Annotated in this window: 14 protein-coding genes and 1 tRNA gene; 3 read left to right on the top strand and 12 right to left on the bottom strand. The window is 41.3% G+C overall.

All coding sequences use genetic code 11. The features are described 5' to 3' along the window. Nucleotides 1-24: 24 nt before the first annotated feature. Complete coding sequence (locus JWR61_RS01430; RefSeq protein WP_301926088.1) at nucleotides 25-1,077, top strand: response regulator; 1,053 nt, start codon at nucleotides 25-27, stop codon at nucleotides 1,075-1,077. A gap of 3 nt (nucleotides 1,078-1,080) precedes the next feature. On the opposite strand, the gene JWR61_RS01425 is transcribed toward JWR61_RS01430, so the two are convergent. From JWR61_RS01425 to JWR61_RS01380, 10 genes are all read right to left on the bottom strand, one after another. Further along, complete coding sequence (locus tag JWR61_RS01425; RefSeq protein ID WP_290336928.1) at nucleotides 1,081-1,461, bottom strand: hypothetical protein; 381 nt, start codon at nucleotides 1,459-1,461, stop codon at nucleotides 1,081-1,083. Between the two features lie 40 nt (nucleotides 1,462-1,501). Beyond that, nucleotides 1,502-2,242: a sulfite exporter TauE/SafE family protein gene (locus tag JWR61_RS01420; protein ID WP_301926087.1), complete on the bottom strand. Its 741-nt coding sequence runs from the start codon at nucleotides 2,240-2,242 to the stop codon at nucleotides 1,502-1,504. A gap of 1 nt (nucleotide 2,243) precedes the next feature. After that, the gene (locus tag JWR61_RS01415) at nucleotides 2,244-2,675 is read right to left on the bottom strand and encodes a FixH family protein (RefSeq protein WP_301926086.1); all 432 of its coding nucleotides are present in this window, start codon (nucleotides 2,673-2,675) and stop codon (nucleotides 2,244-2,246) included. A 48-nt stretch (nucleotides 2,676-2,723) separates the two neighbouring features. Further along, the gene (gene ccoG / locus JWR61_RS01410; RefSeq protein WP_301926085.1) at nucleotides 2,724-4,220 is read right to left on the bottom strand and encodes a cytochrome c oxidase accessory protein CcoG; all 1,497 of its coding nucleotides are present in this window, start codon (nucleotides 4,218-4,220) and stop codon (nucleotides 2,724-2,726) included. A 2-nt stretch (nucleotides 4,221-4,222) separates the two neighbouring features. After that, complete coding sequence (locus JWR61_RS01405; protein ID WP_301926084.1) at nucleotides 4,223-5,389, bottom strand: cbb3-type cytochrome c oxidase N-terminal domain-containing protein; 1,167 nt, start codon at nucleotides 5,387-5,389, stop codon at nucleotides 4,223-4,225. Between the two features lie 6 nt (nucleotides 5,390-5,395). Beyond that, on the bottom strand, nucleotides 5,396-5,593 hold the full coding sequence (locus JWR61_RS01400) for a CcoQ/FixQ family Cbb3-type cytochrome c oxidase assembly chaperone (RefSeq protein ID WP_301926083.1): 198 nt from the start codon (nucleotides 5,591-5,593) through the stop codon (nucleotides 5,396-5,398). A gap of 3 nt (nucleotides 5,594-5,596) precedes the next feature. Beyond that, nucleotides 5,597-7,723 (bottom strand): cytochrome-c oxidase, cbb3-type subunit I, encoded by a 2,127-nt coding sequence (gene ccoN / locus JWR61_RS01395; RefSeq protein WP_301926082.1) that lies wholly within the window; start codon nucleotides 7,721-7,723, stop codon nucleotides 5,597-5,599. A gap of 22 nt (nucleotides 7,724-7,745) precedes the next feature. Beyond that, nucleotides 7,746-7,925: a cbb3-type cytochrome oxidase assembly protein CcoS gene (ccoS, locus tag JWR61_RS01390; protein WP_290336919.1), complete on the bottom strand. Its 180-nt coding sequence runs from the start codon at nucleotides 7,923-7,925 to the stop codon at nucleotides 7,746-7,748. A gap of 209 nt (nucleotides 7,926-8,134) precedes the next feature. Next, entirely contained in the window at nucleotides 8,135-10,525 is a 2,391-nt protein-coding gene (locus JWR61_RS01385) for a heavy metal translocating P-type ATPase metal-binding domain-containing protein (RefSeq protein WP_301926174.1), read from the bottom strand. Between the two features lie 277 nt (nucleotides 10,526-10,802). Further along, nucleotides 10,803-11,546 (bottom strand): TIGR00730 family Rossman fold protein, encoded by a 744-nt coding sequence (locus JWR61_RS01380; protein ID WP_301926081.1) that lies wholly within the window; start codon nucleotides 11,544-11,546, stop codon nucleotides 10,803-10,805. 146 nt (nucleotides 11,547-11,692) lie between these two features. Here JWR61_RS01380 and JWR61_RS01375 point away from each other — a divergent pair. Further along, nucleotides 11,693-11,768, top strand: a tRNA-Ala gene (locus JWR61_RS01375). Nucleotides 11,769-12,072: 304 nt separating this feature from the next. Further along, nucleotides 12,073-12,681 carry a hypothetical protein gene (locus JWR61_RS01370; RefSeq protein WP_301926080.1) on the top strand — a complete coding sequence of 203 codons (609 nt, stop codon included), beginning with the start codon at nucleotides 12,073-12,075 and terminating at the stop codon, nucleotides 12,679-12,681. Between the two features lie 221 nt (nucleotides 12,682-12,902). Here the strand turns inward: JWR61_RS01370 and JWR61_RS01365 are convergent, their stop codons facing one another. After that, nucleotides 12,903-13,607: a hypothetical protein gene (locus tag JWR61_RS01365; RefSeq protein WP_301926079.1), complete on the bottom strand. Its 705-nt coding sequence runs from the start codon at nucleotides 13,605-13,607 to the stop codon at nucleotides 12,903-12,905. Between the two features lie 325 nt (nucleotides 13,608-13,932). Then, complete coding sequence (locus JWR61_RS01360) at nucleotides 13,933-14,958, bottom strand: FAD-binding oxidoreductase (protein ID WP_301926078.1); 1,026 nt, start codon at nucleotides 14,956-14,958, stop codon at nucleotides 13,933-13,935. Nucleotides 14,959-15,074: the final 116 nt, after the last annotated feature.

Here is a 15,074-nt window from a genome sequence, read left to right as displayed (position 1 = left end):
CATTGACTAAATCTTAAACTTACTATGCGCCGAGTACTACTGATAGAAGACAATGACGAGATAAGAGAAAATACAGCTGAGATTCTTGAGCTGGCAAATTATAAGGTAGATACTGCGGCTAATGGCAAACAGGGCGTTGAAATGGCGTTGGGAAATATTCCAGACCTGATTATCTGTGATATCATGATGCCTGTATTGGATGGCTATGGCGTATTGCATTTGTTACGCAAAAATGAAAGTTTAAAAAATATTCCTTTTATTTTTTTAACCGCAAAATCCGAGCGGGGAGATTTTAGAAAGGGGATGGAAATGGGGGCTGATGATTATATTACAAAACCTTTTAGCGATATAGAATTGTTAACAGCTATTGAAAGCCGCCTTAAAAAAGCAGCCCTGCTGCATAAAAAATTTGATCCTGCTTCCGTCCAGCCGGTAGTGGAGGAAGCAGGAAACCTTAAAGCACTGGAAGAACTGGTTACCAACAGCGCTATTAATTTTTACAAAAAGAAGAGATTGATTTATGATGAAGGGAATCACCCGGTGAAATTGTTTTACATCCAAAAAGGAAAGGTAAAAACTTTTAAAACCAATGATGACGGGAAGGAGCTAACGGTAGGGCTTTTCGGAGAAGGTGATTATGTAGGGTACACGGCTATTTTAGAAGGGGGTATTTATAAGGAAGCCGCTGAGGTGATAGAAGATGCAACACTGTCTATAATAGACCGCCAGGATTTTGAGAAGTTATTAAGGGCAAATAAAGAAGTAGCCCGCCAGTTTATTCAAATGCTTGCCCAGAGTGTTACCGACCGTGAGGAGCAGCTGGTGGGCATTGCCTATAATTCATTGCGAAAGCGGGTGGCCGAAGCACTGGTCCTGTTGCAGAAGAAATACACAAAAGACGACCAGGGGCATTTTTCTATGTACATTTCAAGGGAAGATCTTGCTCATATAGCGGGAACTGCCACAGAGTCCATTATACGTACACTCAGCGATTTTAAAAGCGAAAAATTAATTGATATTAAAGAGGGAGCCATAATCATCCTGGATGAAAAGCGGCTCGCAGCCCTATTGAACTAAATGCTATACCAGCGAAAGCAGGTATTTATTAAACTGCGTCTTCAGGTGTGAAAATTCTTTTTCCAGGTAAGCCATTTCGTTGCGCAACTTGTCCTGCTTTTTGCAGGTTTTATAATCCGGAGCCGTTTTTTGGGTAAGCAAATTCTTCAGACTTTTTTCCTGGTCTTTTATGTCGTGTTCAATATCGTGTATGTATTCGTCTTTTAAGATAAATTCGGTTTGAAAATGTTCCGCTTCTGCTATCAGGGATTTATCTGTCTCCTTGTCAACTACTTCGCTCAACCTGGTTTTTAAGAAGCTGTTCTCCTGGATAAAAAAATCGAGCAAGCGTTTCCACGTTATATTTTCATGTAAAAATTGCTCTGTTTTCTTAGACCCCGTCATTATATCTTTTTTATAATTTATTACATGTAACACTACTTATTCATTTAATAACGGCAGTTGTGCCCACTTTTGCCGGGTAACACATTTCTACCGGGTGATCGTTATGATTTGCTGAGGGGCTGACATACGGAATCCCTAATCCCATGCCCCGCAAAATCAACAGACATGCCATCATTGCCATTAATACCGGGTAAGCACTCCGTATTTTTTTGCGAACTTCAATGCCAATATAATTTCCAAAAAAACTCACACTCCACATTACAGGTAAAGTGCCCAAACCAAACGAGGCCATAAAAAACGCACTTTCAAAAGGTGATGCATAAGCGATGGCTCCGGCGATGGCCATATAAATTAAGCCACAGGGCAATAAACCATTCAGTACACCAATAGCAAAAAGGGAAGCGTAATTTTTTTTGAAAAAGAGTTGTCCCAATGCAAAGCGTATTTTATAATTGTATTTTGCAAAAAGGGTGTCGGTACTTTTTGCAGTCAGCCATTTTTTAGGCGCTACAAGAAAAAACAAAATGGTAATGCCCACAATAACTGATAACCATTGTTGAAAACCAAACAGGGAAAAACTTTTGCCTGCTAAACCAAACAACATACCTAAGCCACTGTAGGTAAGTATTCTTCCGCCGTTATACAGTAGCGATCCGGTAAATTTTGCAAAATCGCTGTTGTTTTTCAATGGCAATGAAAATGCCAGCGGGCCGCACATTCCAATGCAATGAAAGCTTCCTATCATCCCCAGTGTAAGTGCTGCAAAAAATACTGTTGCCATTTTAAATAAATATTTTCTCTTCGTAATAATAATTTATCCCGTCAACAGCCCAATCTATTTTAACATAGTGCAGGCCATGATAGCTACCAGGTAACGCCATTTTTACAGTGCTGTCCGTTACTGAAAAGCCCTGTATCTTATCTTTCTTTTCATCAGAAGGACAGTACAATTCAGCTTGTCCCGTAATTTTTTTGGTATCAAAATCTTTTGGAAAAGTGATGACAATTTCATGTTTGGTAACCGATACCGTTACAGGTGCGGATAATAAGGCAGTGCGTTTTACTTCATCAATCTTTTGCTGGTACACTAATTCTTTTGCATAGTAATCTTCTGTTACAAGGTCCGTATTTTGCCTGGATGATTTGAAAGCAAGAAATAACATTCCGGCAACAAATGCTGCATACACTATTATTATTTTATGTCCCCAGTTCATGTGTTACTATTTTTTAAGGAATGTTATTTATGTTAATTGATCTGCGGTTTATTCGTACACTTCAGGTCCGATAAATTTGGCAGTAATTGTTTTTATTTTTTTGTCGCCTTCATATAATCCAATCTGTACCGGCGTTTTCCAGTTTTTTACCTGGCCCCTGGTAAGTCTTACAAAAAATTGCACGTTGCTGTAATCTTCATGTTTTACTACCAGGTTGCTGCTGCCTACCATGGTAATGTCTCCAAGCAAATTCTCCAGTTTTAAACTAATGGCAATATCCTTGTGCGTTTTATTGGCAAGCTTTAAACTGTACAGGTTTTCAATACGCCCATCAGGTAAAGAGGTATAGGTCATACCAGAAGTGCGCATCAGTCTTGCATCCAGGTCTGTTCGGCTCGCCAGTAAAAATACCAGTAAGGATATCAGCAGGGCCAGTACTGCGGTGTACGCTTTTATCCTGCTGCTGAACTTAAGTTGCACGCCTTCCGTGATACTGTTTTCAGAAGCATACCTAACCAAACCTGTGGGCCGGTTTATACTGGTCATGATAGCGTCACAGGCATCTATACATGCTGTGCAGTTAATGCATTCCAGTTGTGTGCCGTTGCGTATATCTATACCTGTAGGGCAAACCCGTACGCATGCAAAGCAATCTATACAATCTGCTGTTACTGCCGGTACAATTACTTCAGGAGTGCTGCTGCAGGAGCCACCACTTTTGCAGCTGTTACAGGTTTCGTGTGCTGCTTCATGCTGCACTTTGTGTTTTGAAAGCTTGCCACGGGGCTCTCCTCTCAAACGATCGTAGGCAACAACGATTGAATTTCTGTCGAGCAACACGCCCTGTAAACGGCCATAGGGGCAAACAACAATACAAGCCTGTTCCCTAAACCACCAGTATACAAAAAAGAAAACGGTAGTAAATGTCAGCAACGAAATCAGCGTAGCCACATGCGCAGCCGGGTTGGTAATATTGGCGATCAGCTCATCCATGCTGATGAGGTAGGCCAGGAAAAAATTGGCAATCAGAAAAGATATCAGGAAGAATACAATGAATTTAAAAACCCTTTTCCTGATTTTTTTTCCGTTCCAGGCGCTTGCTGCCAGTTGCTTTTGCTGCGCAGCATCACCGTCAATCCAGTATTCAATCTTCCTGAACACCATCTCCATAAAAATTGTTTGCGGGCAAGCCCAGCCGCAAAAGATTCTTCCGAACACTACCGTAAATAAAATCACAAAAACAATGAACGTCACCATGCCGATACCGAAAATAAAAAAGTCCTGCGGCCAAAATATCAGGCCGAACAAAATGAATTTGCGTTCAAGAATGTTGATCATTAAAAATGGTGCGCCATTTACCTTAATAAACGGCAGGCTAAAAAATACTGCCAGGTAAAACAGGCTGAACCAGGTACGTAGATTATAAAGTTTGCCTTTTGGTTTTTTGGGATGGATATAATTCCGTTTTCCATCTTTGGTAATTGTAGCTACAGAATCCCTGAAGGATTCATCGGACACCGGCAACGTATTTTGTACAGGAGACATTGTTATTTTTTAATAATAGTACTATCTGGCAAAGTTGTTTTTACAGAGTCGCTGCCCGCGGCTGTTTCAGAAAACAAATCTCCCTGCGGGGCTTTGCCGTTGGCAGGTTTTGTGCCATGTAATGTTTTTACAAAACTTGCCAGCTCACTCATTTCCTTGGGGTTAAATTTTGTTGCCCATGATTGCATTCCTTTATCAGGATATCCTTTTTTGATGGTGTTGTATACATCATTCAAAGATCCCTTGTGCAGCCAGTAGTCATCGGTAAGGTTGGGTCCTACGCCACCTTCACCATTGGCTCCGTGGCAAGCCACACAGTTGGCTAAAAAATTGGTTTTACCATTTTGTATACCTGCGGCGTTGGCCATTGGTACATGAGCTTCGTCAATCCTGTCTTTGTTTTTTGCTTCGTATGCTTCTTTGGCAATTTGGGCGTTTTCCATTTCAGCCTGGTATTCTTCGGTGGGATTTTTACCATTCCCAAATACATGAAAATTCAACAAGTAAACAAATGCAAAACCAATAGTGATGATGAAACCATATTTCCACCATGGTGGCAATGCGTTGTCCAGTTCCTGGATGCCATCATAGTTATGATCCAGTAAATGATCTGCTTCCTGTTCAACAGGTATTGCTTTGGTAAATAATTTTTTGTCAAGATTAGCCCATATAGCAGCCAGTTTGGATTCCTTTACAGCTGCAGCAGCTTTTTCCGGTATCAGTTCACTATAAATTCTTCTGATAGAAAATACGAGAAACAGGATAGCGGCTATCTCTGTTGCTATTACACCAACAAACAGATAAAAGGTATGGGCAGATATACCGCCATAGTTGGTAACAACCTTTACATTTTCAGCAGCCGCATCTGTTTGTGCCAGCACAGTCTGCGACAGCAAAGACAATACCACCAGCATGGAAGCAACAGCCGTAGCCTTATTGGTTTTATTTTTTTCCATCAGCTGACGGGAGAGGGCTACCAGTGCCTGGCCCATACCCCAGATAACGAAAGCCAATACAATGGCTGTAGCCGATAGTAAAATGGCCAGCAAATTATTTTCTGAAGGGACTGTTTTGGCTGCTGCAGCATCCTGCGCCAGCATAGTAAGGCTGGCAGTAATAAATATTGCTGTAGCGCCCAGTTTTTTATATTTGAAATTTTGTAAAAACATACGGTGTTATTTAATGGTTGATGTTGTTGTTGCTGCTTCTTTGTCTAATGGTATGTTCGATAATATGTTGATTCTTTCTTTATCCATTTTTTTAACCAATACCAGCAATACCACAAAGAATAAGAAAAAAATAAGCAATGAAATCATTGGGTAAATAGATGCGTGATCTATTTTTTCGGCATACTGTTTTATGAATTTAAACATGGCTTATTTATTTTTTGGTTCGTTACTAATATCCTTTCCCAAACGCTGTATGTAGGAGATAAGGGCGATTACTTCTTTATTGGGCGAAACCCGGATGCTGTCTGTTTTCAGGTTGTCAGCAATACTCTTTGCCTGTTCCATCAGGTTGGCATTGGCCACATCTGCAAATCCTTTTTCGTATGGCACACCCAGTGTTATCATGGCATTTATTTTCGCTTTGGTAGTAGAAGTGTCAAGGTTTTGTTCCAGCATAAAGGCGTAAGGTGGCATGATAGATCCTTCACTCATTGAAGAGGGTTCCCTGAAGTGACGGAAGTGCCAGCCATTTGTTTTCTTAAGATTACCAGTGCCTTCTCTTGCTAAATCGGGGCCTGTTCTTTTACTGCCCCATTGAAATGGATGATCATAAATAAATTCACCGGCTTTTGAATATTCACCATAGCGTTCTGTTTCGCTGCGGAACGGCCTTATCATTTGTGAGTGACACAGGTAACAGCCTTCTCTTACATAAATATCACGTCCCTGTAACTCAAGCGGGGTATAAGGTTTAACAGACGCAATGGTTGGTACATTTGATTTGATCATGAATGTTGGAATCATTTCTACTGCGCCACCAATCAGTATTACTACCAAACTAATAATCATAAACTGTACAGGTTTTCTTTCAAAAGCCCTGTGCCAGTGTTCGCCTGCATGTTTTACATATTCTTTTTCCAGCGGTGCGGCTTCTGCAGCTTCATCAGCAACCAGCTTACCTGCCCTAACTGTTTTGTAAAGATTATACACCATAAACAGGGCACCAATTAAATACAATGTGCCGCCCAAAGAACGCATGGCGTAAAATGGTTTCATATAAGTTACAGTTTCAAGAAAAGTGTATTTCAACTGTCCTGCGTCTGTAAATTGTTTCCACATACTGCTTTGTGTAAAACCAGCCCAGTACATGGGTACAGCGTAAAATACAATACCTAATGTACCAAGCCAGAAATGACGGTTGGCTATTTTTTTAGAGTACAATGGTGTATTAAACAGCCGGGGAATTAACCAGTATAAAATACCAAAGGTTAACATACCGTTCCAGCCCAGGGCGCCTACGTGTACGTGGGCAACAATCCAGTCTGTATAGTGACTGATAGCGCTGATACTTTTAAGCGATAGCATCGGGCCTTCAAAAGTGGCCATACCATATGCTGTAACAGCTACCACCATGAATTTTAAAATAACATCGTCCCGCACTTTATCCCATGCACCACGCAGTGTCAGTAAGCCATTGATCATACCTCCCCAGCTTGGAAAGATAAGCATGGCGCTGAATACAACACCCAGCGACTGCGCCCAGTTAGGTAAAGCAGTATATAACAAATGGTGCGGACCAGCCCAGATGTATAAAAAGATCAGAGCCCAGAAATGTATAATAGATAGTTTGTAAGAATACACCGGCCGGTTAGCGGCCTTCGGCATAAAATAATACATCAAACCCAGGTAAGGTGTTGTTAAAAAGAAAGCTACTGCGTTATGACCGTACCACCATTGTACCAGGGCGTCCTGTACGCCTGCATATAGCGAATAGCTCTTTGTTAAACTGATAGGTAGTTCCATTGAATTTACAATGTGCAGTACCGCTACGGTAACAAATGTGGCGATGTAAAACCAGATGGCAACATACAAATGTTTTTCCCTTCTTTTAATAATGGTACCAAACATGTTGATGCCAAATACCACCCATATTAAGGTGATGGCAATATCAATCGGCCACTCCAGTTCAGCATATTCTTTGCTGGCTGTAATGCCCATTGGCAGGGTAATAGCGGCTGCAACAATAATCAGTTGCCATCCCCAGAAATGTATCTTGCTTAGGGTGTCACTAAACATACGTGCTTTACACAAGCGCTGTAAAGAATAGTAAATACCCATAAACATACCGTTGCCGACAAAGGCAAAAATTACAGCATTGGTATGCAACGGACGCAGCCTGCCGAATGATCCGTACTGGGTAAAATTAAGTGCCGGAAACACCAGTTGAAGTGCTACATACAAACCTGCAAGCATCCCTACTACTCCCCATAAAATGGTAGCGTATGCAAAGTTTTTTACAGTCCTGTTGTCATAATAAAATTTTTCTACCTGCATATGATTGTTTTATTGTTTTGATTTATTTTTTTATTGGAGTTTCTGTTGCAGCTGCTTCTTTCAGCTCATCATCAAAAAGCATTCTTACAGATGGCGTGTAATCATCTTCAAACTGGCCCTTGTTAACGCTCCACAAAAAGGCAGCTAAAAAGCTTCCTGCTACAACAATGCTGATTCCGATTAATACAAATAATGCACTCAATGGTGTTATAATTTATTTGGAGCAAATTTATTATGGCCGTGTACCAAAATATATGATGCAGCCACAAGGGTAGGGTGATATTCGTCATAAGGCAGTATAACACAAAACAGTACCCATTGAATGAGTTTGAAAAAGACCTGCGTTTTTGCTATAGCCGCCTATAAAAAATGGATGATTTTACCCGGCATCCGGGCTGGTAAAGGCTGTAATTATTTCAACCCGATTTTTTTTGCAACCAGTGATGAAAGCAGGGTAACCAGCAATACAATGCTGATACTGCTGGCAGGCATCAGGATGGCCGCTACAATTGGGGCCAGCGTGCCTTGTACGGCAAATGATAAACCAACAAAATTGTAGATGATAGAAAGTATAAAACTGGCCGCCACAATCTTTTTGCCTGCCCTGGCATAAGCCAGGAACCGGGGTGCCAGCCCTACTTTACTGCCATCAATAATGGCATCGCAGGCTGGTGAAAATTGCGTGGTACTGTCGCTAACGGCAATGCCTGTATTACTTTGCATCAGGGCGCCGGCATCGTTTAAGCCATCGCCAAACATTAATACATTTTTATGCAGCGATTGTAATTGCTGTACCGTATCCAATTTATTTTGGGGCGATTGATTAAAACGGATATCGGCATCTTTTCCAAACAGTTTGGTAAGGGTATTTTTCTCGGTGTCATTGTCGCCGGAAAGCAGGTGCAGCTCATAGCCTTTTTGCTGTAATTCAGTAACAGCCTGCTTAATACCTGAACGATACTGGTTGCTGATGGTAAAGGCTCCCATGTGTACCTTATTAAACTGCACGTGAATCTGCGATCCACTCTCGTAGTTATCCGTATTGTATAATTCATCTACAAAGGCAGCGGACCCAATTTTTACCGGCATGTCATTCACCACGGCTTCAATGCCCTTACCTGCAAATTCCTTAAATCCGTTTACAGTCAGTAATTGCCCGTCATTTACATTACCCAGGTTGTCTGTAATAATTTTACTTAAGGGATGTGCTGACTGCCGGGTGAGCGCCTGCACCGTAGCCAACTCTTTTTTGCTGAGTGGTGTGCCGTTATATTGCAGTGCTGAGGCGTGGTTTTGTGTAAGGGTGCCTGTCTTGTCAAAAATAAGTGTATCTGCCTTTGCCATGCTTTCTATAACAGCAGCATTTTTTAGAAATAGCTTATGCTTGCCAAAAATGCGCAGCATATTGCCGTAGGTAAACGTAGCGGACAGTAAAAGGGAACAAGGGCAGGCAACAATAAGCACTGCCGTTACAGCAGGCAAAAGTTTCGACGTATCTGCAATGGACCAGTAAATGGCTGTAATAATGGCTACCGAAAACAGGGCGAGGGTAAAATAACGGCTCCAGGGATGAATAAAAGATTGCTCCTTATTTTTTTTATGTTTAAAAATATCGTTGTTCCATAACTGCGTGATATAGCTCTGCGATACTTCGTTGATGATTTGTAATTCAATAGCTGCGCCGCATTGTTTGCCTCCGGCATAAATAAGTTCGCCCATATATTTTTGTATGGGACTACTTTCTCCACTTACAAAACTGTAATCCACGCTGGCGTTTCCTGTTAGCAGCATAGCGTCAGCCGGTATCATTTCTCCGTTGCGGATAATGATACGGTCATCTTTTTTTAACTGTGTAACCGGTATATTTTTTTCGGTATTATTTTGTATCACAGTAACGCCCAGCGGAAAATAAGATTTATAATCCCTGTCGAATGCAAATGAGTCGTAGGTTTTATTCTGAAACCATCTGCCCACCAGCATAAAAAATACAATGCCGGTGCCCGAATCCAGGTAGCCTGCACCATGGCCGGTAATGATTTCATAATAGCTTCTGCTGAAAGTAACAATGATGGCCAATGCGATGGGAGCATCAATGTTTAAAAATTTTTGCCGCAGCCCTTTCCAGGCCGAAATAAAAATAGAGGAAGCGCTGAACAGCAATACAGGTAGGGATAAAAATAAATTAAGCCAGGTAAAAGTGGCTTTTAAGCCTGCCTGCTCAATATTGCCCGAAGAAAAGTATTCCGGGAAACTAAGCATCATAATATTGGCAAAACAAAAGCCGGCAATGCCGATGTGATAAATTTGTTTTTTATTATAAGTCACCGCTTTTTTTTGTGTGCTGTCTTTCAAACTGATATCCGGTTCATAGCCAATAAAAGCCAGCAGTTCAACCACTTTGCGCAATGAAATTGTTATAGGGTTGAAAATGATAAACACTTCCTTACGTTGAAAGTTAACCTGCGACTTAGTAACGCCCGGCTCAATGCGGTGCAGGTTTTCCAGTAAAAAAACACAGCTGGAGCAATGCATTTGCGGCAGGCTGAAAGTTACATTGGTTTGCGTGCCACTGCTGAACTGTACCAGCTTGTTTACCGTTGGGGTATCATCAAGGTAAGCAAAACGTTCACTCACAAATTTGCCTTTGGCTTTTATGCCGGGGTTTTTGTCGAAATTATAGTACGTGCAGAGATTATTTTCATTTAGCAGCAGGTATACTTGTTTGCATCCCTCGCAGCAAAATGATTTGTGATCTGCTTCTATAATTTCTTCACATTGTTCCCCGCAATGGAAGCAGCTTATTACTATGTCGGTTTTCGGTTTTATACTTTTTATATTCAGCTTGTTAAAAAAAGAACGCTACAAAATTGAGATAAGTTTCTTTTTAAGAAGGTGACATACGTCAGCAATGAGATGATCGTTGTCATGAAAGTGAGTGGAGTGGTGAATGGGCAGTAGTCAACCGGTCGATTGTCAATAATCGATCGTCGATAGGCAATGGTAGCGAATGATCTGATTTATGAAGTGTTGTGCTAACTTATTATTCACAATTACGATCCGCCGCTCACCATCCCCTCCTTCAGGCCTTTTCGCCGAGCCACCTGAATGGACGTTTGGGCTTTTCCGGCTGAAGGTTGAATTTGGCAATGCTGTTTTTTTGAATGTAGGCTACCGCCTCATCAATAGAGTCCGTCACCAGAAACAGGCTGGTGTCTTCGGGCGAAATGGTCAGTTCTCTTTTCATTAGATTTATGTGCTCAATCAGGTCCGCATGAAACTTGGTGTCAAAAATAACGATCGGAAATTCACTGATCATTCTGGTTTGTATCAGCGTCAGGGCTTCAAAATATTCATCCATAGTTCCAAAGCCACCCGGCATTACTACAAATGCGTAGGAGTATTTTAGCAGCAGTGTTTTACGTACAAAAAAGTATTTTATGTTCACCCATTTATCCAGGTAAGCATTGTGCTGTTGTTCGTGCGGCAGTACAATGTTGCAGCCAACACTGCGGCCGCCGGCCTCTTTTGCCCCTTTGTTGGCCGCTTCCATAATACCCGGACCGCCGCCAGTCATTATCGTAAACCCCAGCTGCGCAATACGGGCCGCCAGTTCTTCTGTTTTTTCAAAATAGGGGTGCCCGTCTTTAAAACGGGCTGAACCAAATATGGTAACGCAAGGCCCCACAAAATGGAGTGCCCTGAAACCCTTTATAAATTCAAACAGTACGTTTATTGCAAACTGCAGCTCTTTCCACCGGTTTTGGGGTCCTGCCAAAAACTTAATCTCCGCTTTTACAGCTGCCTTCTTTTCTTCTTCCATCATCTTTTTCAATTGGGGTCAAACCTACTGGTTTTTTTTGTGGCGGCAAAAAAGTGACCAGATACGCCTGTTAGCTGGCTCAATTCATCCATCCATAAAAAAAATGATTTTGAAGCAACTGACAATGCATATATATTTGCAATCCGTTTGGGGAATTAGCTCAGTTGGTAGAGCGCTTGCATGGCATGCAAGAGGTCACCGGTTCGAATCCGGTATTCTCCACCAGAAGCATGCAGGTGGCTATTGTATAGTCACCTTTTTTATTTTTCTGAGTGCAATGATTTGTGCATGCTGAAAGCAGTCACGGTTAATTGAGCACTTCGAATTATACCTTTTGCTTTAACCCAAAGGGCGCCTTCGTTTTAAAGAATCTCCCCTTGGTTCAGTTTCCCCGTTGTTTATTTGTGTGTGCCGTGAATGCCCGCAGAACTGGTAGCTGATTTTAACAATCGATCTTCGTAATTCATCAATTCATGCATTTGACAATGATCTTTGTAATTTTAAAAATACTTTTGGGTAAAATTTATTTATGCCAAGCAGATTTACTTCCGGCTTGCAAACTTTGTGCTGTATTGTGGTGATGTTGACCCTGGTGTCGTGCAAAAAGGAAACGAAAGATACACCGGCTGTACCCCGCCCGGAAATGGAGTATTTTAATCTTAATAACAGGGAAATTAAAGCGAATACACCCGGCTTTTTTATGGACGTAAATCATGATAGCCGTCCGGACCTTGCTTTCACAACCTTACTGGTTGGTGATCCGGTTTACCAGGTGGATAAACTGCAGTTTTTAATAACAAGTAATATAAAAATAAACCTGCCTGTCAATGATAATGAAGAAGTGCCTGTAATGAAAAATGGGCAATCAATTGTACCGGAAGATTTTAATGGATATCATTGGTTTGAATTGTCATCCATTTTGCTTGTGCAGAAGATCATTTCTTTTACCGCACCCGATGTTTGGGAAGGGCACTGGAAAAATGCAGTGCATAATTATCTTCCTTACCAGGTTAACGAAAATGGCAAACGCTATAATGGCTGGGTAGAATTAAGTGTAGATATAGCAGGTGAAAAAATTGTACTGCATAAAGCTGCCATAAGTAAAGAGCCGGATAGAATTGTTAAAGCAGGTGAATGAGCTGGACTTTTTTAGGTAGCTGGTAAAAGGAGAGTACCATTCTATTGATGCAGGGAATTTAACAGGTAGATTTTTTGGATGTTGCGTTATTATTGAATACTTCGGGAAAGGGGCCGGGCCAAAGTGCTCACTGCCGATATAGCGCGTGGATATGTACTGCATTTAATTATTTTTTCCAGCTAACCCCAATTGCCCAAAGCCCTTTTGTCGCAGGTTGCCTTTCAGAAAGTGACCTCATAAATGCCCGGAGCACTGGTGGTGCATTTAACAGAGTCAAGTGTTACAGTGGATGTACCATTTGCAAACGTTTTTACCGTATTGATTTTTGTATAAACATCAGCAACTGTCTCAACATTGATTTCGCTGGTGTTTCTGTCAATTACTTCTTGTGGCGATTGCACATTATAATCATATAAATAATCTTCCGTTACATTAGCGTGTGTTATTGCATAACTCTTAAAAGTATCATTGAATGTTCTGTGCAATCTTATTTTAAGCGTTGCTTTTTTGTAAACTTCAAATTGTTTATGCTGAAAAGCGTTTTGGTCAAAAGAATAGGTCCTTGTTTCAATGTTGCCTGAATATCCCAGTATTATATAGTCGTTGCTTTTGCCAATACTTACTGAAAGAAAATAACCTTTGGAAAAGTAGGTCGTGTCAATGTTTGAGGTAAAGTTAAATGAACCATCGGCTTTGGAATTTACGGTAGTAATTATTTCGCTTTGAGAAAAGACTCCAACAAATTTTACCCAGCTTAGTGAAACCGGAACACCGGCTGCACCGGTGTTGGTCAGTTTATTGATCACACTTCCGTTTGCATTCATTGTCTCACAATTACCTGTGCAAACGGGCGCTTGCTTTTTACAGGCGTTTATAAATAGGGCGATCGAAAATATAGCCAGTAATATTTTATAAATAGGTTTCACAGATCAGTTTTTTATTTATGACATCTTTAATAAAAATAGTGCTGCGTTAAGGTTGTGTGCTACCCTCCAAAAATACTTTATAAAATGTCATTTTTCATAATGTCCGGGCAAAAATAAGAGTGTTACTCATTCTGAATCACGAGCGTTGTGTTGTTTTTAATATAAGTTTTGTGAAACATTAGGTGTATCTGTGTTTATTGATTTTTAACCCGGTGTTGATGTGGAATTTATTCTGGGGTGCCTTGCGCAAATTATTAATGCCAGGACATAGCGGAAGGTGTATTATTGTTTTTAGCGTAGCTATAAAAAATCAGTTGAAACAAAATTAAAATGGGTTGCCGGACGGACTAGCCTCCGGTATGGTCTGTACCAGTTGTGCCGAATAGCAAGGCCCGAGCAGGATTCCTTTTGTACCCAGCCCGTTCAGCATAAACATGTTTTTTATGGTAGGATGCTGTTTGGCAATTACCTGCTGGCCTGGTGTGGTGGCCCTGATGGCTGATTGATGGTGCATTGTTTTACAACCGGCGCCATCCAGCATGGCAGTTGCTGCCTGTTCCAGTTCATCCCGGTCCGTTTCATACAAAGCCTCATCACTGTTGTGCCATTTAAAGGTGGCACCCACCTTGCTCATACCATCCATCGCAGGCAACATATAAAATGCATTTTTTTTGATGATGCCGCTTGTGTTGTTGCCGCCTGCAGCGATGCTGATAATATCGCCTTTGCAGGGAATCATGGGTTCATTAAAAAAAGGATTACCAACAGCACGAAAGCCTTCGCAAAAAACTATGTTTTGGAATTGCAGGCCGTTGTATTGAAAGAAGGCACTGTTTATTTGCAGGGATGAATAATCAAGGAGTTCAGCAATTAACAGTTCACTATTGTGCAGCCATTGCCGGAAGCTTGCTATGAATAACGGGCAGTCAACCCAGCCGGAATATTTGATGATAATTCCACCCAGCCCGTTGTTGATGCCATCTGGTGCTGGTACTTTCTTCACAAAAACATCCTTGTATTCCGGTAACAGCATTTTACCGGCAAGCAATTTTTTTTCTGCTTCGTCTTCAAACAACTGATATACATTTTCTATATGCAGAATGCGTTTTCCCAGCAGCAATTCTATTTCCCTGTACGTTTCAACAGCCATTTTCAGCCGGTCAAAAAACGCCTTGTGAATGGTTTTTCTTTTGCCGGAAACAGGCGTGAACATACCAGCCGCAACCCTGCTGGCGCTGCTGTCATGCCCCGCATCCAATACCCTGAATGTTCGATGTTGTTTGTGCAGTTGGTATGCGACCAGCGAACCGGCAATGCCCTGGCCCACTATTAAAGTATCAAACTGCTGCATACTGCAAAGGTGATGAAATAAACGATCTTCAATACTTTAAAGCCTTTAAATAAATCCAGGGTTTACCGTCCTGAATATTTGAGTTGGGATTTTCTTAATCTTTTATTACAGATTTA

This window comes from Ferruginibacter sp., from assembly GCF_028288465.1.
Classification (GTDB): domain Bacteria; phylum Bacteroidota; class Bacteroidia; order Chitinophagales; family Chitinophagaceae; genus Ferruginibacter.
This window is presented reverse-complemented; position numbering and strand designations above follow the sequence as displayed.

Excerpts from the sequence above, each read along its gene's own strand:
- JWR61_RS01360 (WP_301926078.1), bottom strand. The coding sequence starts at position 14,958 with ATGCAGCAGTTTGATACTTTAATAGTGGGCCAGGGCATTGCCGGTTCG.
- JWR61_RS01400 (WP_301926083.1), bottom strand. The coding sequence starts at position 5,593 with ATGTTTAAATTCATAAAACAGTATGCCGAAAAAATAGATCACGCATCT.
- JWR61_RS01415 (WP_301926086.1), bottom strand. The coding sequence starts at position 2,675 with ATGAACTGGGGACATAAAATAATAATAGTGTATGCAGCATTTGTTGCC.
- JWR61_RS01370 (WP_301926080.1), top strand. The coding sequence starts at position 12,073 with ATGCCAAGCAGATTTACTTCCGGCTTGCAAACTTTGTGCTGTATTGTG.
- JWR61_RS01425 (WP_290336928.1), bottom strand. The coding sequence starts at position 1,461 with ATGACGGGGTCTAAGAAAACAGAGCAATTTTTACATGAAAATATAACG.
- ccoN (WP_301926082.1), bottom strand. The coding sequence starts at position 7,723 with ATGCAGGTAGAAAAATTTTATTATGACAACAGGACTGTAAAAAACTTT.
- JWR61_RS01380 (WP_301926081.1), bottom strand. The coding sequence starts at position 11,546 with ATGATGGAAGAAGAAAAGAAGGCAGCTGTAAAAGCGGAGATTAAGTTT.
- JWR61_RS01420 (WP_301926087.1), bottom strand. The coding sequence starts at position 2,242 with ATGGCAACAGTATTTTTTGCAGCACTTACACTGGGGATGATAGGAAGC.
- ccoG (WP_301926085.1), bottom strand. The coding sequence starts at position 4,220 with ATGTCTCCTGTACAAAATACGTTGCCGGTGTCCGATGAATCCTTCAGG.
- JWR61_RS01430 (WP_301926088.1), top strand. The coding sequence starts at position 25 with ATGCGCCGAGTACTACTGATAGAAGACAATGACGAGATAAGAGAAAAT.
- JWR61_RS01405 (WP_301926084.1), bottom strand. The coding sequence starts at position 5,389 with ATGTTTTTACAAAATTTCAAATATAAAAAACTGGGCGCTACAGCAATA.